A 21,844-nucleotide genomic window follows, 5' to 3' on the forward strand; every position below is an offset into this window, starting at 1 on the left:
GCTGCCAGGCTTCGTCTCGTCTGTAAGTTTCCGGCTTCGTCGACGGAGTCAGGGAAAACTGCGGCGAAATGGCGGGCCGTGCGTACGGCAAAACCGTGTGGTCCTGGCCGTCGTTGCTACGGTCAAGCTTCCGCGGAGATGCGAGCGAGCCCAACCGGGCAGACTGCATCATCAATTCGCGGGGCGAGGGAGGCCAGAAGGAATGGTCGGCTCCCGGGAGATCACGGCATAAGCCGTCCAGCCATCGCGCAGGGAAGGCCGAGTGATCGGCACCACCTGTATGCTGCTGTGCGGTTCTTCCTGCGTGCGCTTTTCGCGCAGCGGACCGCGGGTGCGAGCCAGCACCCGGCCTTCCCTGCGCCCTCTTGGATGAGAGGGTGGAGAGATGAAGCAAAGCTCGGGCGAAATGCGCCGCGAGGACGCAAAGCCGCGTGTGCGATTGAGCTGCGTGCCACAAACTAGTCTCGTAGGGTGGGCAAAGCGCAGCGTGCCCACGCCTTGTCGCTCATGGAGCGAGATCGTGGGCACGGCGCTATGCGCCTTTGCCCACCCTACGGCACCGCCGCTGGGATGTGCACTGGAGCATCGCAATCATGTGGAGAGCATGCGCCACACTCCGCTCTCGTGCCCCGGACGCAGCGCAGCACTGCCGGCGATGCGAAGCATCGTCCGGAAGCGGTGCGCTGCAGAGCCGGGGCCCATCCATCCGCATCGCGCCCTATCGCTTTCTGGGTCCCGGCTCTGCGCAGCAACGCCAAGAGGCGTTACAGCGCGTCCGGGACACGAGATCCGGCCGTCCTGCTTATCCGACCACTCGATCTCCCCCATCACGACCAATTGTCTTTATTAGGAAACAATCATTCCCTATTATCCCACAATGCAAAAAGCCGCCCGCCGATCCCACTCTGCCGCCCGTCCGCCCGGTCGTCCCCGGGAATTCGACATGGATACGGCGCTGGACCGCGCCATGCGGGTGTTTCGCGAGCGCGGCTATCATGCGACCTCCATCGGCGACCTCGCCGCGGCGATGCGGCTGGCGACGGGGAGCATCTACAAGGCGTTTCGCGACAAGCATGCGGTGTTCCTGGCTGCCTTCGAGCGCTATACGGCGCTGCGCCAGGAGCAGACCCGCAGCGCCGCCCAGCGCGGCACAAACGGCCGCGATCGGGTCCGCAATTTGCTGCTGTCCTATGTCGAGCAGTCCCAAGGCGCCGAGGGACGGCGCGGCTGCCTCGTGGTCGGCAGCGCGGTCGAATTGTCGGCGGTCGATTCCGTCGTCGCCGCCCGCGTCGGCACGCAGCTCAAGACCAACGAAGATTTCATCGCCGGCCTCATTCGCGAGGGGCAGGCCGACGGCTCGATTCCCGGTCACGTCGCGGCCGACGACACCGCGCGGCTGATGATCTGCATCACGCAGGGCCTGCGTGTCGTCGGCAAGGCGCGCCTGCCGCTCGACGGAGCCCGCCTCGTCGGTGTCGCGATGAAACTGCTCGCCTGAACTTTTGTCTTGTTAGGGAATGATCGTTCCCGATTGCTCGGAGACCGTACGTCATGACGATGAATGCCACGATCGAGACCGCGCCCGGGCCGGATGCGGTGTCGCAACGCCTGACCTTCGTGCTTGCCGCGGCCTGTGGCATGATCGCGGCCAACATCTACTACGCGCAGCCGCTGATCGCCCCGATCAGCGCCGCGCTCGGCCTGTCGCACGCGGCGGCCGGGCTGATCGTCACCATGACGCAGATCGGCTACGGCACCGGGCTGCTGCTGATCGTGCCGCTCGGCGATCTCGTCGAGAACCGTATCCTGATCTGCTCCGTGATCACGCTCGGCGCGGCGGCTCTGCTCGCCGCCGCGTTCGCCACCCATGCGCTGCCGTTCCTGGTTGCCGCGCTGTTCATCGGCCTCGGTTCGGTCGCGGTGCAGATCATCATTCCCTATGCCGCGCATCTGGCGCCGGAAGCCATCCGCGGCCGTGTCGTCGGCAACGTCTCGACCGGCCTGATGCTCGGCATCATGCTGGCGCGTCCGGTGTCGAGCTTCGTCACCGCGGCGCTGTCGTGGCACGCGGTGTTCTTCGCCTCCGCCGCGCTGATGATCGTGCTGACGGCGGTGCTCTGGATGACGCTGCCGAACCGCAAGCCGGTGACGCGGATGCACTATGGCGAGCTGTTGCTGTCGATGCCGCATCTGGTGCGGGCGACGCCGCGGCTGCGGCGCCGGGCGCTCTACCAGGCCAGCCTGTTCGGCTGCTTCACCCTGTTCTGGACGGTGGCGCCGCTCCAGCTCGCCGACGCGTTCGGCTTCACCCAGCGCGGTATCGCGCTGTTTGCGCTGGCCGGTGTGGCCGGCGTGTTCGCGGCGCCCATCGCCGGACGGCTCGCCGATCGCGGCCATAGCCGCATCGCGACGCTGGTCGCGATGCTGCTCGCGGCCGGGGGCTTCCTCGTGACCTATATCGGCATGCCCGGCTCGACGCTGAACCTGGTCTGCCTGGTCGCGGCGGCAATTGCCATCGACGTCGGCGTCCAGGGCAATGTCGTGCTCGGCTTCCGCGCCATCTTCGCGCTCGGGCACGAGCACCGCAGCCGCCTCAACGGCCTCTACATGGCGACGTTCTTCACCGCCGGGGCGGCCGGGTCCGCGGTCGGCGCCTGGGCTTTCGCGCAAGGCGGCTGGACGCTCGCATCGGCCATCGGCTTCGCTCTGCCCGTCATCGGATTGCTCTATGCGGCGACCGAATAGCCGCCGGCCGCAGCAATTGTGCGATGCGGGCGTTTACCAAGGCCCGGAGACGAAGCCGCGGGCGCCGCAATTTCCATCTCGCGATTTCGGTGCTGCTGTAGTACTTTGGTCTCAAGCGGGCCCGGTTAATGGGCGGCAGGGGGAGGCTGATGAGGCGTGCGGGGCTGTTTGGCGTATCGCGGGTACGGCCATGGTCGTGGCAGGCGTTTCTGCTCGGATGCGTCGTTGTCGCCATGTCGGCTGCGTTTCAGGGTATTTGCGTTGCGCTCGGCGCAAAGCTCTATTTTGCAGCATTCCTGCCCGGTCTGTTCATGCTCGGCATCGTTGCGGGCACGCCGGCGGCGGGATTTGCCGCGCTGTTCACCATTCCCCTGGTGTGGTGGGCGTTCATTCCGCCCTTCTTCGAATTCAACGCGCTGAGCAACGCAAATACCGATTCCATCAACCTGTTCTGCCTGCTCGCCGTGCTGCTGATTGGCCTCGCCGATCTCTGCCGCGAGACCATGAGGATCGTCAGCCAAGGCGGGCTGAAGTCCCCGGGCGAGAGCGCGGCAACGAATCCGCAATAATTCGCCTTTGCGCGGTCGTGCACGTTGCGTCCGCGCAACAGTCTGGCAACCATCCGCAGGCTTGCCGCGCGCCGCTAACTTTTCGAAAAAGATTTGGCCGCAGTTTCTCCCCCGGGAATGACGAGGGAGTTTTCGGACATGAACGGTCAAGCCATCTTGGAGAATGTGCGCCGCTATCGCGGCATCGCATCGCTTTATCGCCAGACCGCTGCGTTCCGCCCGGGCCAGAGCTGGTCGCTGCTGGAGCAGGCAAGCGATTGGGAAGCGCGGGCGTTGTCGGAGCTGGAAGCCTATTTCGCGTTGCGCGCGGACTACGCCGCTCCGCTCGCAGCCTGATCGTTAACCATCGCTCACGATATGATCGTCAGATCGGGCGTCGGCACCACGAATTGTCCACCCCAGGCGCGAACCTCCGCCAGCTGGGCGATGATCTCGTCTTTCAGATTCCAGGGCAGGATGAAGACGTAATCAGGCCTGGCCGCGATCAGGGCGGCGGGATCGCGGATCGGCAGATGCGATCCCGGAAGCAGCAGGCCCTGCTTGTGCGGATTGCGGTCCACGGTGAACGGAATCAGCTCGCGCGTGATGCCGCAATAATTGAGCAGCGTGTTGCCCTTCGCGGGCGCGCCGTAGGCCAGCACCGACGTGCCCGCGCGCCGCGACGAGAAAATCGCGGATCGTCTCGCGCTTGGCCGCCACCTTCGCCTGGAAATCACGATAGCTCGCGGGCTGCTCGAGCCCTGCCAGGGTCTCGCGCCGGCGCAAGCTCTCGAGTGCAAGGGACGCGCTCGGAGGCGCGGTCTCGCTGCAGACGTGCAGACGGAGCGAGCCGCCATGGGTCGGCAATTCATCCACGTCGAAAACGCGCAAGGCATGTGCGCGAAAGACCGTCTCGAGGGTCGCGAGCGAGAAGTACGACAGGTGCTCGTGATAGATCGTGTCGAACTGGACGCCTTCGATCAGGTGCAGGAGATGCGGAAGCTCCAGCGTTGCACGGCCGGTCTCGGGCAGCAGAATGCGCAGGCCCGCGACGAAATCGTTGATATCAGGGGCGTGCGGCAGCACGTTGTTGGCGGCGATCAGCTCGGGCCTATGACCTTCGGCGCGCAGCGTGGTCGCGATGTCGCGGCCGAAATAGCAGGTCCGGGTCGGTATGCCCTTGGCGATCGCAGCGGCCGCCGGGCCGCTTGCCGGTTCGATTCCGAGCGCGCGGATTCCGGCGTGCTGGAAATACTGCAGCAGATATCCGTCATTGCTGGCGATTTCGATCACCTCGGACGCTGCTCCGAGCTTCGCGCGGGCGATCATCGCGGCGGCATAACTCTCCGCATGCCGGAGCCAGCTCTCGGAATAGGACGAATAATACAGATACTGCGCGAAGATGTTGGCCGCAGGCTCGAATTGCGGAAGCTGCACCAGCCCGCAGGCTCCGCACGCACGGGCATGCAGCGGATAGGTCGGCTCAGTCGCATCCGCCCGCTCCGGCGGCAGATAAGAATTCGCCAGAGGCGACAGGCCGAGATCGACGAAGGTCTCGTCGAGCTCCTGCGCGCAAAAGCGGCATCGGTGCCTGTCCATGAACGGATCGTCCCGTTGTGCCGTCGTGCTGCGGCTGTTAGTGAATTCTCTCAAGCCACGGAAATTCCGACAAGGTTGCGCATGATGCAACCCAAAAGGCGTTTCGGTGAACCGACGTTCGCAACGGCGGCGTCGCGGCGCGGAGGCCCGGGATGAAGTTCACTGCATTGGCTCTCCCGGGCGTAATTGAAATCGGGATCGAGCCGGAGACCGACGCGCGCGGATTCTTCGCCCGGCTGTTCGACACTGAGGCCTTCGCGGCGCAGGGCCTGCCGACGCATTTCGCGCAACACGGCCTCTCGCATAACGAGCGCGCCGGCACGTTGCGCGGTCTGCACTACCAGGTGGGCCGGCCGGAGGCCAAGCTGGTGCGATGCGTGGCCGGCCGCGCCTTCGATGTGATCGTCGATCTGCGCCGCTCGCTGCCGACCTACGGACAATGGTGCTCGGTCGAGCTCGCCGCCGATCGCCGCAATGCCGTGTTCATCCCCGCCGGATGCGCACACGGCTTCCAGACGCTCGTCGATGGGACCGAGCTGATGTATTGCATCGATGTGCCCTATGACGCGCAAGCTGCGGCCGGCATTCGCTGGGATGATTCGTCGCTCGCGATTGCATGGCCGCTGCCCGATCCGATCCTGTCCGCGCGCGACCGCGCGCTGCCGTGTCTCGCATGAGGCGGGTGCTGGTCACGGGCGCGTCGGGCTTCATCGGCCGGGCGCTGCTGCCTGTGCTGGCTGGTCGCGGCTTCGAGGTGCACGGCATCGCGCGCTCGTCGCAACCGGCGATGTCAGGCGTGAGCTGGCACGCCGCCGATCTCCTCACCGAAGCCGGCCGCGTGCACGCGCTGTCGGCGTCGCGGCCGACGCATCTCGTTCATCTCGCATGGGAAGTGCGGCCGGGCCGCTATCGCGAGGATCCGGTCAACCGGCTGTGGGCCGAGGCGAGCATTGACCTGTTGTCACGTGCGCGAGCCTGCGGCACCAAGCGCATCCTCGGCATCGGAAGCTGCCTCGAATACGGACCGCAGAGCGGCCCATGTGATGAACGCACCAGCCAATGCCGTCCCACGACACTGTACGGCCAAGCCAAGCTCGCGACGGCCGAGGCCTACATCGCGGCAGGCGCCGCCTGGGGCCGCGTGTTTGTCCCGTTCGGGCCGCACGAGCCCGAGGCGCGCCTGATCCCTTCGCTGATCCGGAGCCTTCGCGCGGGAGCGAATTTCGATTGCTCGCATGGCGGACAGCTGCGCGATTTCGTCTATGTCGATGACCTCGCGCAGATGATCGCCGCCATGCTCGACAGCGAGCTCTCCGGCGTCGTCAATCTCGCCAGTGGCGAGACGAGCAGCCTGCGCAGCGTGATCGAGCATGTCGCAGGTCTCCTCAAGGCACGCCATCTGGTCAGGTTCGGCGTCGTCGATGCAACGGGCGTCGACGCTGAGCCGATCATTGCCGCCGACGTCCGCCGTCTCCGCGGCGTGACCGCGGTCGTGCCGATCATCGGTCTCGAGGCGGGCGCTGCGCGCGATCTCGCATGGTGGATCGACCGTCTGCCGGGGAGGGGATGACGTGCGATCTCCTCGCAACAGGCCGGCGGCAAGCGGCACCCGTGGCAATTACGGAGTTGTCTGGCTGGGTGCCTGTGCTAGCAACGGGCCGACCGAAATCTCCCTCACGTCGGCCGGGGCAAGCAATGATCACGTTCAACCGCATCTTCACGACCGAGCGTCTGCTCCAGATCATCGTGATTCTGGCGGCGACGGTTGCTATGAAGCTGATGAGCTGAACGCGAGCGGATCATCTTCCGCCGAACTCGGGCACGTCGGGCAGATAGTTCGACCCTTCCGAGCCCAGAAAATCGAACATCGCCTGCGCCGGCGGCAGCAGCACCTTGTCGCTGCGGCGGATCACGTACCATTGCCGCACGATCGGCAGGCCCGCGACGTCGAGCACGATGAGCCGGCCCTCGGTGAGCTCATGCGCCACCGTGTGGGCCGAGATGAAGGCGATGCCGAGCCCGGCGATCACGGCCTGCTTGATGGTCTCGTTGCTGCTCATCTCCATGCCGATGATCGGCTCGAGGTCGGACTTCTGGAACATGCCCTCCATCAGCGTCCGCGTGCCCGAGCCGGGCTCGCGGGTGAGGAAGGTCTCGTGCACGAGGTCGGTCAGGTTGAGGCCGGAATCGTTTTCCAGCCAGTGCCCCTTGCGCGCGACGATGATGTGCGGATTGCGCCCGAGCTGGCGGACGTCGACCGTGACGTCGGCCGGTGGCCGACCCATCACCGCGAAATCGAGGTCGTAGCCGTGCATGGCCTCGCGGATCTCCTCGCGATTGCCGATGGTGAGCTTGATCTCGATCTTGGGGTACCGCTTGGAGAACGCCGCGATCGCGTGCGGCACGAAATATTTCGCGGTCGAGACCGCGCCGAGATGCACGGTGCCGCCGGTCCGGCCGGCGAGCAGGTCGAGCGCGCCCTGGCAGTCCATGATGGCGGCCTCGACCCGTTCCGCCAGCGTCAACACCTCCTTGCCCGCCTCCGTCAGCAGCATGCCGTCGCCGGTCCGCTGCACCAGCGGCAGGCCGGCGAGGTCCTGAAGCTGCCGGAGTTGCTGGGTCACGGCCGGCTGGGTCAGCCCGAGATGGCCGGACGCCGCCGTCACGCTGCCCTTGGCCGAGAGCGCCGCAAGCGAGCGCAATTGCCGGATCGTCAGATGCCGGAGCTGGGCCGCCGCATGGCCGGGGCCATTATAAGAAAATTCTTTGACGCTCATTATGAATAGAAATTTTCCTTATTAAGCCGCCCCTGTCAATCTCCTGATGCCGGGACCGACCGTACCGACCTCCAGAGGGGAGGGAACTGGATACGGCGCCGGCAAAGGGGATGCGCAGATGACCGGGCAACTGAGGCTGGACGACCATCTTCAACGGTATTCCGAGACCGCACCTCACGCGCTCGCCGTGGCGGCCGCGGTCGATGCCATCGCGGCGGCGGCGATCGAGATCGCTGACCTGATCGCCACCGGAGATCTCGCGGACGCCTCCGGCCTGACCACCGGCCGCAACAGCGACGGCGACGTCCAGCGCGATCTCGACGTGCAGGCGGACGCGATCCTGCGCCGTTGCCTTAGCAAGCTGCCGGTCGCGGCGCTCGCATCGGAAGAGATGCGCGAGGCCCAGATCGGCGATCGTGAGGCGAAGATCTGCATCGCGATCGATCCGCTCGACGGCTCCTCCAACATCGACATCAACATGACGGTCGGCACGATCTTCTCGATCCTGCCCGCGCCCGATGATCTCTCGCTCGCCTTCCATCAGCGCGGCTCGGCGCAGCTTGCGGCAGGCTTCGTCACCTACGGGCCGCAGACCTCCCTGGTGCTGACGCTCGGCGAGGGCGTCGACATCTTCACGCTCGACCGCAAGGCGGGCTGCTTCCGCCTCGCGCGCAGCGGCGCGCAGATCGCCGAGGCCTGCGAGGAGTTCGCGATCAACGCGTCGAATCGCCGGCACTGGGATTCGCCGGTGCGTGCCTTCGTCGACGAGTGCCTCGCCGGTGTCGACGGGCCCGCCAACCATGATTTCAACATGCGCTGGGTCGGCTCGCTGGTCGCCGAGGCCTATCGCATCCTCACCCGCGGCGGCATCTTCCTCTATCCCTCGGACGCGCGCCCCGGCTACGGCGACGGCCGCCTGCGCCTGACCTACGAGGCGCATCCGATGGCCATGATCATCGAGCAGGCCGGCGGCTCCGCCACGACGGGACGCGAGCGCATCCTCGATCTCTCGGCGCAAAACCTGCACCAGCGCGTGCCGCTGATCATGGGCTCGAGCAACGAGGTGCGCCGGGTCGAGGAGCTGCATTGCGATCCGCTGCTGGTTGCCAGCGTCTCAGCGCCGCTGTTCGCGCGGCGCGGATTCTTCCGGCTCTGAGGAGGGCGTCCGATGTCCAGGAAGCATCCCATCATCTCCATCACCGGCTCCTCCGGCGCCGGCACCACCTCGGTCAAGAAGACCTTCGAGCAGATATTTTTCCGCGAGAAGGTCAACGCGGCCTACATCGAGGGTGACGCGTTCCATCGCTACGACCGCGCCGAGATGCGCGCGCAGATGGCGAAGGAGGCCGATCGCGGCAACAAGCATTTCAGCCATTTCAGTCCCGAGACCAATTTGTTCGAGGAGCTGGAGCGCGCGTTCCGCGACTATGGCGAGACCGGCACCGCGACGACACGGCATTACGTGCATGACGCCGAGGAGTCCGCGCTGCATGGCGCGGCGCCCGGCACCTTCACCGACTGGAAGCGGCTGCCGGAGAATTCGGACCTGTTGTTCTACGAGGGCCTGCACGGCGCCGTCGTCACCGACAAGGTCAATGTCGCGCGCTATGCCGACCTCAAGATCGGCGTCGTGCCAGTCATCAATCTCGAATGGATCCAGAAGCTGCACCGCGATCGCAGTGCGCGGGGCTATTCGACCGAGGCCGTCACCGACACCATCCTGCGGCGGATGCCCGATTACATCCACTACATCTGCCCGCAATTCACCGAGACCGACATCAACTTCCAGCGCGTGCCGACGGTGGACACCTCCAATCCGTTCATCGCGCGCTGGATCCCGACGCCGGACGAATCGATGGTCGTGATCCGCTTCAAGAACCCGCGCGGCATCGACTTCCCCTATCTGCTCTCGATGCTGCCGCAGAGCTGGATGTCGCGCGCGAACTCGATCGTGTGCCCCGGCGCAAAGCTCGATCTCGCGATGCAGCTGATCCTGACGCCGCTAATCATGCAGCTCATCGAGCGCAAGCGCAGCTTGAAGTGAACCAGGAGAGAATCCGATGAACATCTCCGTCCACGCCGAAGCCGACCTCACGGCGGTCACGCACAACGACCTCGCCAATGCCGTCCGCTTCCTCGCGGTCGACGCCATCGAGACCTCGCAGTCGGGCCATCCCGGCCTGCCGATGGGCATGGCCGATGTCGCAACCGTGCTGTTCTCGCGGTTCCTGAAGTTCGACTCGGCGCACCCCAACTGGCCGGACCGCGACCGCTTCGTGCTGTCGGCGGGCCATGGCTCGATGCTGCTCTATGCGTTGCTGCATCTGACCGGCGGCGACGTCAGCCTCGACGACATCAAGGCCTTCCGGCAATGGGGCTCGAAGACGCCGGGCCATCCGGAATATGGTCACACGCCGGGCGTCGAGATGACGACAGGGCCGCTGGGGCAGGGGATCGCGACCGCGGTCGGCATGGCGCTCGCCGAGCGGATGGCCAACGCGCGACATGGCGACGGCCTCGTCGATCATTTCACCTATGTGATCGCGGGTGACGGCTGCCTGATGGAGGGCCTCAGCCAGGAAGCGCTCTCGCTCGCCGGGCATCTCGGGCTTGGCCGCCTGATCGTGCTGTTCGACGACAACGGGATCTCGATCGACGGGCCCACCTCGCTGGCGACGTCCGACGACCAGCTGGCGCGTTTCGCCGCCTCCGGCTGGTCGGTGCGCAGCATCGATGGCCACGATCCCGAAGCGATTGCGCAGGCGATCGCAGAGGAGCGAGAGACCGCAAAGCCGTCGCTGATCGCCTGTCGCACCATCATCGGCTACGGCGCGCCTGATCGGCAGGGCACGGAGAAAGCCCATGGTGCGCCGCTCGGCACCGAGCAGACCGCGGCCGCGCGCCGGACGCTGGGTTGGGATTATCAGCCCTTCGTGGTGCCTGTTACCGTCCAGAAGGCGTGGCGGATGATCGGGCAACGCGGCCAGGTCGATCGGCTCGCCTGGCTCGATCGCTATGAATGGGTGACGGCCGAGCAGCGCGACATGTTCATCGAAGGCAAAGCGGTTGCCCTGCCGGCCGCCTATGCGCTGGCCGCGGCGAAGTTGCGCGAACGCTTTGCGTCCGAGCGTCCGAAGCTCGCGACGCGGCAGGCCTCGCAACAGGTGCTCGACGGCATCGCCGGGACGATTGCCGGCCTGGTCGGCGGCTCCGCGGACCTGACGCATTCGAACCTCACGCACGCCAAGGTGCAAGTCCCCGTCAAGCGCGGGACGTTCGCCGGCGACTACATCCACTACGGCATTCGCGAGCACGGCATGGCCGCCGCGATGAACGGCCTCGCTCTGCATGGCGGCTTCATCCCGTACGGCGGCACCTTCCTCGCATTCTCCGATTACAGCCGGCCCGCGATCCGCCTTGCGGCCCTGATGCGGCTGCGCGTCATCCATGTGATGACCCACGACTCCATCGGCCTCGGCGAGGACGGCCCGACGCACCAGCCCGTCGAGCACCTCGCCGCGTTGCGGGTGATCCCGAACCTGCTGGTGTTCCGTCCCGCCGACGCGGTGGAGACGCTGGAAGCCTGGGATTGCGCACTCAACTCCGAAGGCCGCCCCTCCGTGCTGTGTCTGTCGCGGCAGGCGTTGCCGACCTTCCGCAGCGATGCGCGCGGCAGAAACCGCGTCGCACACGGCGCCTATCTCGTCGTATCGCCGGACGGCGGCCGCGACGTGACGCTGATCGCAACCGGCTCGGAAGTCTCGATCGCGATGGAAGCCGCTCGCCTGCTCGCGACCGAGCATATCCGCGCCGCCGTGGTGTCCGCGCCTTGCTTCGCCCTGTTCGAGGAGCAGCCGGACGATTACCGCGCCAGCGTGCTCGGCACCGCGCCGCGTGTAGGAATCGAGGCGGCCGTGCAGGGCGATTGGGCGCGCTGGATCGGCTCCGACGGCGAGTTCGTCGGCATGCGCGGCTTCGGCGCCTCGGCGCCGGCGCCGGTGCTGTACCGCGAATTCGGCATCACGCCGCAAAGCATTGCGGAAGCCGCCCGCCGGGCGATCGCCCGCAAGCGACAGTAAGGAGGACTATCGTGGCCCGTATCACCCTTCGACAACTGCTCGATCACGCCGCCTCTCACGGCTACGCAGTGCCGGCGTTCAACATCAACAACATGGAGCAGGGCATCGCGATCATGCAGGCAGCGGCCGAGGTCGATGCGCCCGTCATCATCCAAGCTTCGCGCGGCGCGCGCAGCTACGCCGGCGATCTCATGCTCTCGCACATGATCGATGCGTTAGAGCGGACCTATCCCGACATCCCGCTCTGCATGCACCAGGACCACGGCAATGACGAAGCGACTTGCGCCTCCGCCATCGCCCACGGCTTCACCTCCGTCATGATGGACGGCTCGCTCAAGGCCGATGCCAAGACGGCGGCCGATTACGACTACAACGTCGCGATCACCCGCCGCGTCGTCGATCTCGCCCATTGGGTCGGCGCCTCCGTCGAAGGCGAGCTCGGCGTGCTCGGCTCGCTCGAGCATGGCGGCGGCGAGCAGGAAGATGGTCACGGCGTCGAGGGCACGGTCAGCCACGACCAGCTCTTGACCGATCCCGACCAGGCGGTCGACTTCGTCCGGGCCACCAAGGTCGATGCGCTCGCCATCGCGATGGGCACCTCGCACGGCGCCTACAAGTTCAGCCGCAAGCCGGATGGCGACATCCTGGCGATGCGGGTGGTCGAGGAGATCCATCGCCGCTTGCCGAATACGCACCTCGTCATGCACGGCTCCTCGTCGGTGCCGCAGCCCCTACAGGACATGTTCAACCAGTTCGGCGGCGAGATGCCGCAGACCTGGGGCGTGCCGGTCGAGGAGATCGTGCGCGGCATCAAGAGCGGCGTGCGCAAGGTCAATATCGACACCGACTGCCGCCTCGCGATGACCGCCGTGTTCCGCAAGGTCGCCGCTCAAACGCGTTCCGAGTTCGACCCGCGCAAATTCCTCAAGCCCGCAATGGACGCGATGCGCGAACTCTGTCGCGACCGTTTCGAGCAGTTCGGCACCGCGGGCCATGCCAGCAAGATCAAGGTCATTCCCTTGAGCGAGATGGCGCGGCGCTATCGCGCCGGCGAGCTCGATGCGCGCATCGACGCCCGCGAACCCGTTGCGGCCTAGTCAATCGGAAACAACAGAGAAAACAGCAGGAGAGAGACATGAACGCACATGCAGGCACGGTCCGCGGCAAAGAGCGCTATCGCTCCGGCGTGATGGAATACAAGCGCATGGGCTATTGGGAGCCCGACTACACGCCAAAGGACACCGACGTCATCGCGCTGTTCCGCGTGACGCCGCAGGAGGGCGTCGACCCAATCGAGGCCTCGGCTGCGGTGGCAGGTGAATCCTCGACCGCGACCTGGACCGTGGTGTGGACCGATCGCCTGACCGCGGCGGAGAAATATCGCGCGAAATGCTACCGCGTCGATCCCGTGCCGGGCACGCCGGGCTCGTATTTCGCCTACATCGCCTATGACCTCGACCTGTTCGAACCAGGCTCGATCGCGAACCTCTCGGCCTCGATCATCGGCAACGTGTTCGGCTTCAAGCCGCTCAAGGCGCTGCGGCTGGAAGACATGCGTTTCCCCGTCGCCTATGTGAAGACCTTCCAGGGTCCGGCGACCGGCATCGTGGTCGAGCGCGAACGGCTCGACAAGTTCGGCCGGCCGCTGCTGGGCGCGACGGTGAAGCCGAAGCTCGGGCTTTCGGGGCGCAACTATGGCCGCGTGGTCTACGAGGCGCTGAAGGGCGGACTCGACTTCACCAAGGACGACGAGAACATCAACTCGCAGCCCTTCATGCACTGGCGCGACCGTTTCCTCTACTGCATGGAGGCCGTGAACCGCGCGCAGGCTGCTTCGGGCGAAGTGAAGGGCACCTACCTGAACATCACCGCCGGCACGATGGAGGACATGTACGAGCGTGCAGAGTTCGCCAAGGAGCTCGGATCGTGCATCGTCATGATCGACCTCGTGATCGGCTACACCGCGATCCAGTCGATGGCCAAATGGGCGCGGCGCAACGACATGATCCTGCATCTGCATCGCGCCGGTCACTCGACCTATACGCGGCAGAAGAGCCATGGCGTGTCGTTCCGCGTCATTGCCAAATGGATGCGCCTTGCCGGCGTCGACCACATCCATGCCGGCACGGTGGTCGGCAAGCTGGAGGGCGACCCCAACACCACGCGCGGCTATTACGATGTCTGCCGCGAGGACTTCAACCCGACCAAGCTCGAGCACGGCCTGTTCTTCGACCAGAACTGGGCGAGCCTGAACAAGATGATGCCGGTCGCCTCCGGCGGCATCCATGCCGGCCAGATGCATCAGCTGCTCGATCTGCTCGGCGAAGACGTCGTGTTGCAGTTCGGCGGAGGCACCATCGGCCATCCCATGGGCATTGCGGCCGGCGCGATCGCCAACCGCGTGGCGCTGGAAGCGATGATCCTCGCCCGTAACGAGGGGCGCGACTATGTCCACGAAGGTCCGGAGATCCTGGCCAGGGCGGCCGAAACCTGCACGCCGCTGAAGGCCGCGCTCGAGGTCTGGAAGGACGTGACGTTCAATTATCAATCCACCGACACGCCGGACTTCGTGCCGACCGCGCTCGAAACCGTTTGAGGAGACGCAGCATGAAACTCACTCAAGGTTGCTTTTCGTTCCTGCCCGATCTCACCGACGATCAGATCTTTAAGCAGGTGCAATATTGCCTTGGCAACGGCTGGGCGGTGAATATCGAGTTCACCGACGATCCTCATCCCCGCAACACCTATTGGGAGATGTGGGGCTTGCCGATGTTCGACCTCCAGGACGCCGCCGGCGTGATGATGGAGCTCGCGGAGTGCCGCAGGGTGTATGGCAACAAGTACATCCGCATCAGCGGCTTCGATTCCAGCCATGGCTGGGAATCGGTGCGGATCTCCTTCCTCGTCAATAGGCCACCGCATGAGGCCGAGTTCGAGCTGGTGCGGCAGGAAGTCGGCGGCCGCGCGATCCGCTACACCACCGTGCGCCGGCCGGCCGCGCACGCCTCAACTTAAGTATCCGCTTCCGCGCGGAGCACTCCCTGCTCCGCATCCTTGGCGGACCACTGCTTCGCCGCTCCCTCGCGGCGAAGCTCTTTTCTTCGAGGGTAGCCATGCTCGATGTTCCCCACGCAACCACGACTGAGCCCAACGAGACCCAATTCGATCTCCGCAAGGAAGCCGAAGCGGCCGGGATCACCGACACGCTGCAGCAGCTCGAGCAGGAGCTGATCGGATTGAAGCCGGTGAAGAACCGCGTGCGCCAGATCGCCTCGCTGCTGCTGATCGAGCGCATCAGGCAGCGCGCCGGCCTGGCATCGACTCCGCCGACCCTGCACATGTCGTTCACCGGCAATCCTGGCACCGGCAAGACAACCGTCGCGCTGCGCATGGCCAAGATCCTGCACGGGCTCGGCTTCGTGCGGCGCGGGCAGGTGATCTCGGTCACGCGCGACGATCTCGTCGGCCAGTATATCGGCCACACCGCGCCGAAGACCAAAGAGATCCTGAAGAAGGCGATGGGCGGCGTGCTGTTCATCGACGAAGCCTATTATTTGCATCGCCCCGACAACGAGCGTGACTACGGTCAGGAGGCTATCGAGATCCTGCTCCAGGTGATGGAGAACCAGCGCGAAGACCTCGTCGTGATCCTCGCCGGCTACGGCGAGCGCATGACGAGCTTTTTCGCGTCCAACCCCGGCTTCCGCTCGCGCATCGCCCATCACATCGAATTCCCTGACTATGCGGAGGCCGAGTTGCTTGTCATTGCCGAGCTGATGCTGAAGGAGCGGGGCTATCGCTTTTCGGCCACGGCCCGCGAGGCGTTCGAGAAATACATCGCGCTGCGCCGGACCCAGCCGTTCTTCTCCAATGCGCGTTCGATCCGCAACGCCGTCGACCGCATCCGCTTGCGGCAGGCCGATCGCCTGGTGTCCGACCTCGACCGTATGCTCGATGTCGACGATCTCGAAACCATCGATCCCATGGACGTTCTGGCGAGCCGTGTCTTCAGCGGCGGCGCCGATGCGCGGAGTGCAAAGCCATGACCAGAGAGATCATGATCGCTCCCTCGATCCTGGCCGCGGATTTCGCGCGCCTCGGCGAGGAGATCGCCGCAATCGACACGGCCGGCGCCGACTGGATCCATTGCGACGTCATGGACGGACACTTCGTGCCGAACATCAGCTTCGGCGCCGATGTCATCAAGGCGATCCGGCCGACGACGAAGAAGATCTTCGACGTGCATCTCATGATCGCGCCTGTCGATCCTTATCTCGAGGCGTTCGCGAAGGCCGGGGCTGACGTCATCACGATTCATGCCGAAGCCGGCCCGCATCTCGACCGCTCGCTGCAGGCGATCCGTGCGCTCGGCAAGAAGGCCGGTGTCAGCCTGTGTCCCGCCACTCCCGAGAGCGCGATCGCCTATGTGCTCGACCGCATCGATCTCGTGCTGGTGATGACGGTCAATCCGGGATTCGGCGGCCAGTCCTTCCTCGAATCCCAGCTCGAGAAGATCGAACGGATCAAAGCCATGATCGGCGACCGGCCGATCCGGCTGGAGGTCGATGGCGGTGTCACGCGCGACAATGCCGCTGCCGTGGTGGCAGCGGGCGCTGATACGCTGGTGGCGGGCTCCGCGGTGTTTCGCGGCAAGAGCGTTGCCGAATATGCCGCGAATATTCAGGCCATTCGCATGGCCGCCGAGACGGGCCGGGTTACGAAGCTGCAAGATAATTCTACGCAGCCGCTGCGCGTCAGCGAGGCAGGCCGTATCCGGTAGACTACGGAAAGCGCAAGCCGTGGAAGATCCGCCCGTGCCGGTTGTCCCACGGCGTGGCACTTACTCCGGGGTTCCACGGAGGTTGCGGCAAAAAGCGATCGCGTCTTTCAGGTCGGGGTAACCAACGCATCCGAGGCGAAAATTCGATTAACGCCCGCGCAATGCTGTGCATCGCAACCTGCGTGCAGGAATGCCAAGAGAGCGCGGGGATGCGGATCAAGGCTATTGCCAGGCACGAGGCCTGCACGCGGCATGGGGCGATGGCGTGAGCATCCATCGCTTGTTCGCCGAGCAGCTTCGCTGCGCGACCGATGCGGCCGGACGGGTCGACGTCCTCAAGCTGGGCGAGCTCGTCAGCGCGGCCTATGACGCGAGCGATCGCGACCGCCAGCGGATGACCGACGCACGCGCTCACACGCACGATGAGGTCAAGCTTGATCTGCTGCGAACCCAGGAATTCCTCGACACCATCGTCGAAAACATCCCGATCGCCGTGTTCGCGAAATGCGCGAAGGATTCCCGCTACATCCTGCTCAACCGGGCCGGCGAGGACTATTACGGCATTCCGCGCGAACAGATGTTAGGCCGGACGCCGGAGGAGATCTTTCCGGCCGACGTCGCCCGCGTGGTCAAAGAGCAGGACCGCCGTGTCGTCGCCAGCGGCATGCCGATGTTCCTCGAAGAGCATCTGCTCGACATCGGCGTCAAGGGCCACGACCGCGTCGTCAATTCACGCAAGATGCTGATCACGGATGACGACGGCGACCCGCAATACCTGGTCGGCGTGATCGAGGACGTCACCGAGCGCGTCAACACCCAGGAACGCATCAGCCATCTTGCGCATCATGATGCGTTGACCGACCTGCCGAACCGCAGCGCCTTCAACGCCGTGCTCGGCGAGCGGCTGGGGCGGGCGCAGGAGGCGGCGACCAGTTTTGCCGTGCTCGGCCTCGATCTCGACCGCTTCAAGGAAGTCAACGACGTGTTCGGCCACCCCGTCGGCGATCTGCTGATGCGGGCGGCGGCGGACCGGCTTGCCGAGGAAGCCGACGGCGCCTTCGTCGCCCGTATCGGCGGCGACGAGTTCATGATCCTGATGCCCGACGACGTCAGCCGCGATGACGTTCTGGCGCTCGCCGAACGCCTGGTCGAGACCATCGGTCAGGAGCTGGAGGTCGACGACTATCTCTCCCATGTCGGCCTCAGCGTCGGCATCGCGTTTTATCCCGACGACGGCGTGAACGCCGCCACGCTGCTCGCCAACGCCGACTCGGCGCTTTATCGTGCCAAGCGCGAGGGCCGGGGCCGGGTGCGCTTCTTCGAATCCGAGATGGACCAGGAACTGCGCGACCGCAGGCTGTTGCAGCACGATTTGCGACAGGCGCTGGAGCAGAACCAGTTCCTGGTCTACTTCCAGCCGCAGGCGCGGGTGGATGGCGAGGTCATCGGCTTCGAGGCTCTGCTGCGCTGGAACCATCCGACGCGGGGCTTCGTTTTGCCGGACCAGTTCATTCCGCTCGCCGAGGAGAACGGGCTGATCGTCCAGATCGGCGAATGGGTCTTGCGCGAAGCGTGCCGCGAGGCGGCTTCCTGGCCGCGGCCGCTGCAGGTCGCCGTCAATCTGTCGCCGATCCAGTTCCAGGCCGGCGATCTCGAACGTTCGATCCACCAGATCCTGCTGGAGACGGGGCTGACGCCGACGCGGCTCGAGGTCGAGATCACCGAGGGCGTGCTGATCGGCGATTTCACCCGCGCACTCAATCTGCTGCGGCGGCTGAAGGCGCTCGGCATCCGCATCGCGATGGACGATTTCGGCACCGGTTATTCCTCGCTGTCCTATCTCCAGTCGTTCCCGTTCGACAAGATCAAGATCGATCGCAGCTTCATCTCCAATCTCGAGGCGACGCCGCAATCGGCCGAGATTGTCCGCGCGGTCCTGAGCCTCGCGCACGCCCTGCATATCCCGGTCATTGCCGAGGGGGTGGAGACGGAAGCGCAGCGTGCCTTCCTGGCGCGGGAGGCCTGCGAGGAGATGCAGGGCTATCTGGTCGGCCGGCCCGCCCTGATCGAGCGCTATCTCGACCTGGTCGGCGTGACCGTTGAGCGCCGGCTCTACGCCTAGCCTTCGGGTCCAAGGCGCGGTTCATTTGGAACTTTGGCCCGGACATATATTTCCTAACAACGAGCCGAGGCTAGGCGCGCGGTCGGCGCAGCAAATCTTTTGCATAATCGCCATCGGCCTGACGCAAATCGGGGCAATAAGCCTTGTGAGTGCGAGGGAGGGTCTCATGGAGAACGTACGTCGCTACCGGGCGCTGGCGTCCCTCTGTCGTCAGCAGGCGGCCTACCGGCCGCTTCAGAACTGGGAACTCCTCGGCCAGGCCGAACATTTCGAATATCTCGCCGAGGTCGAGCTCAAGGCGCATTTCGACGCGTGCAATGTGCAACACGACGAGGGCGCCGCTGCGCCCGCGACGTGGGAGACCCCGGTCGCGGCGTGACGGCGCCGGGCGGGCCCGGCTCAATGCGACATCAGCGTCGGGACCGTCATGGCCTGCAGCATCGCGCGGGTGACGCCGCCGAGAACGCGCTCCTGCAACCGCGAATGGCCGTAGCCGCCCATCACCAGGAGATCGAGGCCCTCGTCGGCCGCCAGCGACAGGATGGTCGGCTGGATGTCGGCGCGCGTCGCCGACAGGCCGACTGTGCGGGTCGACAGTCCGCGCCGGCCGAGATGTCTTGCCAGACCATTCGCTGAAGCTTCGTCGGGGGCCGCGTCGGCCTCGTTGATGGTGATGATCACGATCTCATCGGCGCGCGCCAGGAACGGTGCGGCGTCGTGCACGGCGCGGGCCGCGAGGCGGCTGCCGTCCCAGCAGATGCCGATCCGGCCCGCCTTGAACGCTCCATGGAAGGTGTAGGGCAGGAACAGCACCGGGCCGCCCGCCTGGAACAGGATCTCGCGCGGTACGTCGTTGTCGAACGAGCCTTGCGCCGGATCTGGCTGAAGCACGACGCTGAGGTCGTGCAACCGCGCCATCTCTCCGAGCGAGCCGGCCGCGTCCACCGGGATCGCGCCGAGCGCGCGGCAGCCGTAGGAGATGCCGGCGTTCGCCGCTTCGATGCCAAACACCGCGAGCGCGGCCTCGGCCCGCTCCACCGCGCGCTCGCGTTCCAGTTCGAACACGGCCGCCACCGCGGCACCGCCCTCCATCACGTAAGCCGCACTGGTTGCGACATAGCCGATCGCGACTGCGTCGAGATGGGCGTTGAACTGCGCCGCGAGCGAAATCGAGCCTTCGATCGCGCAGCGCATGGGGCGTTCGGTGGGGATGTGGACGAGAATGTCTTTGTACATGGCGCGCCTCCGATGAACATCATCCGGTGGCCGCATTTTTTCACTGCCCGAAGGACCCGCGTTGAGCTGCATCAAATGCGCAGGGGAGGACTTTCCCGCGGGGGCCGCGCATTCTTTGCCAAGATTTAATCGGATGGACGGGACGTCGTAAGGTGACGATGGCCATGTTGGATGCAAGGCGACACCTTATCCAACATGGACATTTCGACATGAACGATCGCGTCAATTCCGACACCACGACGTCCCGCAGGATCTTGAGGCCGCGCCGGCTTGCGCTGCTCGGCACCGTGGCCGCGCTTGGCGTGGCCGTGCTGGCGGCTGCTCCCGGCTCTTCGCCGTTCGGTCCGAGCTCCTTCATTACCCCGGCCCAGGCCGCCGAATCCGCCGCGACGCCGCCGGGCTTCGGTGACCTCGTCAGCAAGGTCAAACCCGCCGTCATCTCGGTGCGGGTCAAGATCGACCAGGACAACGACAAGAGCGCGATGCTGCAGCAGAACCGGATGGATCAGGACGAGGACACCCCGTTCGACCAGTTCTCGCGGCAGTTCGGCTTCCGCGGACCGGGCGGCATTAACGGCATGCCGCGCCAGCGCCATCAGATGATCACGGGCGAAGGCTCCGGCTTCTTCATCTCCGCTGACGGCTATGCCGTGACCAACAACCACGTCGTCGACCACGCCGAGTCGGTGCAGGTGACCATGGATGACGGCACGAGCTACACCGCCAAGGTCGTCGGCACCGATCCGAAGACCGATCTCGCGCTGATCAAGGTCGACGGCAAGAAGGACTTCCCGTTCGTCAAATTCTCCGACCAGAAGCCGCGCATCGGCGACTGGGTGGTCGCGGTCGGCAATCCCTTCGGCCTCGGCGGCACCGTGACTGCCGGCATCGTCTCGGCCAGTGGCCGCGACATCGGCAACGGCCCCTATGACGATTTCATCCAGATCGATGCGCCCATCAACAAGGGCAATTCCGGCGGCCCGGCCTTCGACATGAGCGGCAACGTGATCGGCGTGAACACTGCGATCTTCTCGCCCTCCGGCGGCTCGGTCGGCATCGGCTTCGACATTCCGGCCTCGACCGCAAAGCTCGTCGTCGCGCAGCTGAAGGACAAGGGCGCTGTGACCCGTGGCTGGCTTGGCGTGCAAGTGCAGCCGGTCACCGCCGAGATTGCCGACAGCCTCGGACTGAAGGAGGCGCGCGGTGCGATCGTCGACAATCCGCAGGATGGCAGCCCGGCGGCCAAGGCCGGCATCGAGGCGGGCGATGTCATCACCGCCGTCAACGGCACCGCGATCAAGGATTCCCGCGACCTCGCCCGCACGATCGCGACCCTTGCGCCTGGCAGCTCAGTGAAGCTCGACGTCTTCCACAAAGGCGACAGCAAGACGGTGACGCTCGCGCTCGGCGAACTGCCGAACGAACGCCAGGCCAAGGCCGATGTTGGCAAGGACCAGCCGGGCCCCGGCACGCCGCGCCTCGGTCTTGCTTTGGCTCCGGCCGGTGACGTCCAGGGCGCTGGCCAGAAGGGCGTTGTCGTCACCGAAGTCGATCCGCAGGGGCCGGCGGCGCAGCGCGGCATCCAGACCGGCGACGTCATCCTCAATGTCGGCGGCAAGGCCGTCGCCAATGTCGGCGATGTCCGCTCTGAGCTGGCGCAGGCCAAATCGTCCGGCAAGCGCAGCGTGCTGTTGCAGGTCAGAGGCGCACAGGCGACCCGCTTCGTCGCGGTACCACTCGCCTGAGGCGAACGTCGATCGGCATGGATCAAGGAAGGCGGCCCTCGAGGCCGCCTTTTTCGTTCGGCTTCAGGACTCCCGGGAGGCGATCGATAACATTCTCGTCAACGGCAGCGACGATGACGCGGTTCGTCCGAAAAAGCCGTGTTCGCTCATCAAAGTTCCGACTCGTGCAGGTCGCCGGCGGCAACGATGCCACCGGGACTAGTTGCAAGCGTG

General features: G+C 65.6%; 19 protein-coding genes and 1 pseudogene. 17 read left to right on the top strand and 3 right to left on the bottom strand.

Translation table 11 applies throughout. The annotated features are described in order from the left end of the window. Positions 1-943 precede the first annotated feature (943 nt). From CV770_RS15760 to CV770_RS15775, 4 genes are all read left to right on the top strand, one after another. Entirely contained in the window at positions 944-1,498 is a 555-nt protein-coding gene (locus CV770_RS15760) for a TetR/AcrR family transcriptional regulator (RefSeq protein WP_245453764.1), read from the top strand. A gap of 53 nt (positions 1,499-1,551) precedes the next feature. Next, positions 1,552-2,745 (top strand): MFS transporter, encoded by a 1,194-nt coding sequence (locus CV770_RS15765; protein ID WP_104462964.1) that lies wholly within the window; start codon positions 1,552-1,554, stop codon positions 2,743-2,745. Positions 2,746-2,894: 149 nt separating this feature from the next. Next, positions 2,895-3,314: a DUF4118 domain-containing protein gene (locus CV770_RS15770; RefSeq protein ID WP_104462965.1), complete on the top strand. Its 420-nt coding sequence runs from the start codon at positions 2,895-2,897 to the stop codon at positions 3,312-3,314. A gap of 138 nt (positions 3,315-3,452) precedes the next feature. Continuing rightward, on the top strand, positions 3,453-3,650 hold the full coding sequence (locus tag CV770_RS15775) for a hypothetical protein (protein ID WP_028144073.1): 198 nt from the start codon (positions 3,453-3,455) through the stop codon (positions 3,648-3,650). Positions 3,651-3,664: 14 nt separating this feature from the next. Here the strand turns inward: CV770_RS15775 and CV770_RS15780 are convergent. Then, positions 3,665-4,892, bottom strand: a pseudogene (locus CV770_RS15780) (class I SAM-dependent methyltransferase). A 152-nt stretch (positions 4,893-5,044) separates the two neighbouring features. On the opposite strand from CV770_RS15780, the gene rfbC reads away from it, so the two are divergent. Both rfbC and CV770_RS15790 read left to right on the top strand, forming a co-directional pair. Next, positions 5,045-5,569, top strand: coding sequence for a dTDP-4-dehydrorhamnose 3,5-epimerase (rfbC, locus tag CV770_RS15785; RefSeq protein WP_091964811.1), 525 nt, complete (start codon positions 5,045-5,047; stop codon positions 5,567-5,569). After that, positions 5,566-6,462: an NAD-dependent epimerase/dehydratase family protein gene (locus CV770_RS15790; protein WP_104462966.1), complete on the top strand. Its 897-nt coding sequence runs from the start codon at positions 5,566-5,568 to the stop codon at positions 6,460-6,462. The genes rfbC and CV770_RS15790 overlap by 4 nt, the downstream gene beginning before the upstream one ends. Before the next feature lie 229 nt (positions 6,463-6,691). On the opposite strand, the gene CV770_RS15795 is transcribed toward CV770_RS15790, so the two are convergent. After that, positions 6,692-7,669, bottom strand: coding sequence for a LysR family transcriptional regulator (locus CV770_RS15795; RefSeq protein WP_091964807.1), 978 nt, complete (start codon positions 7,667-7,669; stop codon positions 6,692-6,694). Positions 7,670-7,787: 118 nt separating this feature from the next. Here CV770_RS15795 and CV770_RS15800 point away from each other — a divergent pair, with 118 nt between their 5' ends. From CV770_RS15800 to CV770_RS15845, 10 genes are all read left to right on the top strand, one after another. Then, positions 7,788-8,825 (top strand): class 1 fructose-bisphosphatase, encoded by a 1,038-nt coding sequence (locus CV770_RS15800; protein ID WP_104462967.1) that lies wholly within the window; start codon positions 7,788-7,790, stop codon positions 8,823-8,825. Between the two features lie 12 nt (positions 8,826-8,837). Continuing rightward, positions 8,838-9,713, top strand: a complete 876-nt coding sequence (locus CV770_RS15805) for a phosphoribulokinase (RefSeq protein ID WP_018321765.1) — start codon at positions 8,838-8,840, stop codon at positions 9,711-9,713. 16 nt (positions 9,714-9,729) lie between these two features. Then, on the top strand, positions 9,730-11,748 hold the full coding sequence (tkt, locus tag CV770_RS15810; protein WP_091964803.1) for a transketolase: 2,019 nt from the start codon (positions 9,730-9,732) through the stop codon (positions 11,746-11,748). An 11-nt stretch (positions 11,749-11,759) separates the two neighbouring features. Next, positions 11,760-12,845, top strand: a complete 1,086-nt coding sequence (gene fba, locus CV770_RS15815; protein ID WP_091964801.1) for a class II fructose-bisphosphate aldolase — start codon at positions 11,760-11,762, stop codon at positions 12,843-12,845. Between the two features lie 38 nt (positions 12,846-12,883). After that, positions 12,884-14,344: a form I ribulose bisphosphate carboxylase large subunit gene (locus CV770_RS15820; RefSeq protein ID WP_091964799.1), complete on the top strand. Its 1,461-nt coding sequence runs from the start codon at positions 12,884-12,886 to the stop codon at positions 14,342-14,344. 11 nt (positions 14,345-14,355) lie between these two features. Continuing rightward, positions 14,356-14,763, top strand: a complete 408-nt coding sequence (locus CV770_RS15825; RefSeq protein WP_091964797.1) for a ribulose bisphosphate carboxylase small subunit — start codon at positions 14,356-14,358, stop codon at positions 14,761-14,763. Positions 14,764-14,861: 98 nt separating this feature from the next. Continuing rightward, positions 14,862-15,794 (top strand): CbbX protein, encoded by a 933-nt coding sequence (gene cbbX / locus CV770_RS15830; protein ID WP_091964795.1) that lies wholly within the window; start codon positions 14,862-14,864, stop codon positions 15,792-15,794. Then, on the top strand, positions 15,791-16,528 hold the full coding sequence (gene rpe / locus CV770_RS15835) for a ribulose-phosphate 3-epimerase (protein ID WP_104462968.1): 738 nt from the start codon (positions 15,791-15,793) through the stop codon (positions 16,526-16,528). The genes cbbX and rpe overlap by 4 nt, the downstream gene beginning before the upstream one ends. A 265-nt stretch (positions 16,529-16,793) precedes the next feature. Continuing rightward, positions 16,794-18,650: a putative bifunctional diguanylate cyclase/phosphodiesterase gene (locus tag CV770_RS15840; RefSeq protein WP_104463006.1), complete on the top strand. Its 1,857-nt coding sequence runs from the start codon at positions 16,794-16,796 to the stop codon at positions 18,648-18,650. A 166-nt stretch (positions 18,651-18,816) separates the two neighbouring features. After that, positions 18,817-19,029: a hypothetical protein gene (locus tag CV770_RS15845; protein ID WP_063203548.1), complete on the top strand. Its 213-nt coding sequence runs from the start codon at positions 18,817-18,819 to the stop codon at positions 19,027-19,029. Positions 19,030-19,049: 20 nt separating this feature from the next. Here CV770_RS15845 and CV770_RS15850 read toward each other — a convergent pair whose 3' ends face one another. After that, positions 19,050-19,886 (bottom strand): universal stress protein, encoded by an 837-nt coding sequence (locus tag CV770_RS15850; RefSeq protein WP_165637682.1) that lies wholly within the window; start codon positions 19,884-19,886, stop codon positions 19,050-19,052. A 209-nt stretch (positions 19,887-20,095) separates the two neighbouring features. On the opposite strand from CV770_RS15850, the gene CV770_RS15855 reads away from it, so the two are divergent. Beyond that, positions 20,096-21,631, top strand: a complete 1,536-nt coding sequence (locus CV770_RS15855; protein WP_201759874.1) for a Do family serine endopeptidase — start codon at positions 20,096-20,098, stop codon at positions 21,629-21,631. Positions 21,632-21,844: the final 213 nt, after the last annotated feature.

This window comes from Bradyrhizobium sp. AC87j1 (assembly GCF_002936975.1).
GTDB classification, from domain to species: Bacteria; Pseudomonadota; Alphaproteobacteria; order Rhizobiales; family Xanthobacteraceae; genus Bradyrhizobium; species Bradyrhizobium shewense.

Bases quoted from the DNA above. Each gene is read 5' to 3' on its own strand.
- cbbX (WP_091964795.1), top strand. From the start codon at position 14,862: ATGCTCGATGTTCCCCACGCAACCACGACTGAGCCCAACGAGACCCAA.
- CV770_RS15845 (WP_063203548.1), top strand. From the start codon at position 18,817: ATGGAGAACGTACGTCGCTACCGGGCGCTGGCGTCCCTCTGTCGTCAG.
- CV770_RS15825 (WP_091964797.1), top strand. From the start codon at position 14,356: ATGAAACTCACTCAAGGTTGCTTTTCGTTCCTGCCCGATCTCACCGAC.
- CV770_RS15760 (WP_245453764.1), top strand. From the start codon at position 944: ATGGATACGGCGCTGGACCGCGCCATGCGGGTGTTTCGCGAGCGCGGC.
- rpe (WP_104462968.1), top strand. From the start codon at position 15,791: ATGACCAGAGAGATCATGATCGCTCCCTCGATCCTGGCCGCGGATTTC.
- CV770_RS15800 (WP_104462967.1), top strand. From the start codon at position 7,788: ATGACCGGGCAACTGAGGCTGGACGACCATCTTCAACGGTATTCCGAG.
- CV770_RS15855 (WP_201759874.1), top strand. From the start codon at position 20,096: ATGAACGATCGCGTCAATTCCGACACCACGACGTCCCGCAGGATCTTG.
- CV770_RS15795 (WP_091964807.1), bottom strand. From the start codon at position 7,669: ATGAGCGTCAAAGAATTTTCTTATAATGGCCCCGGCCATGCGGCGGCC.
- rfbC (WP_091964811.1), top strand. From the start codon at position 5,045: ATGAAGTTCACTGCATTGGCTCTCCCGGGCGTAATTGAAATCGGGATC.
- CV770_RS15775 (WP_028144073.1), top strand. From the start codon at position 3,453: ATGAACGGTCAAGCCATCTTGGAGAATGTGCGCCGCTATCGCGGCATC.
- CV770_RS15770 (WP_104462965.1), top strand. From the start codon at position 2,895: ATGAGGCGTGCGGGGCTGTTTGGCGTATCGCGGGTACGGCCATGGTCG.
- CV770_RS15820 (WP_091964799.1), top strand. From the start codon at position 12,884: ATGAACGCACATGCAGGCACGGTCCGCGGCAAAGAGCGCTATCGCTCC.
- CV770_RS15790 (WP_104462966.1), top strand. From the start codon at position 5,566: ATGAGGCGGGTGCTGGTCACGGGCGCGTCGGGCTTCATCGGCCGGGCG.
- CV770_RS15805 (WP_018321765.1), top strand. From the start codon at position 8,838: ATGTCCAGGAAGCATCCCATCATCTCCATCACCGGCTCCTCCGGCGCC.
- CV770_RS15765 (WP_104462964.1), top strand. From the start codon at position 1,552: ATGACGATGAATGCCACGATCGAGACCGCGCCCGGGCCGGATGCGGTG.
- CV770_RS15850 (WP_165637682.1), bottom strand. From the start codon at position 19,886: ATGTACAAAGACATTCTCGTCCACATCCCCACCGAACGCCCCATGCGC.
- tkt (WP_091964803.1), top strand. From the start codon at position 9,730: ATGAACATCTCCGTCCACGCCGAAGCCGACCTCACGGCGGTCACGCAC.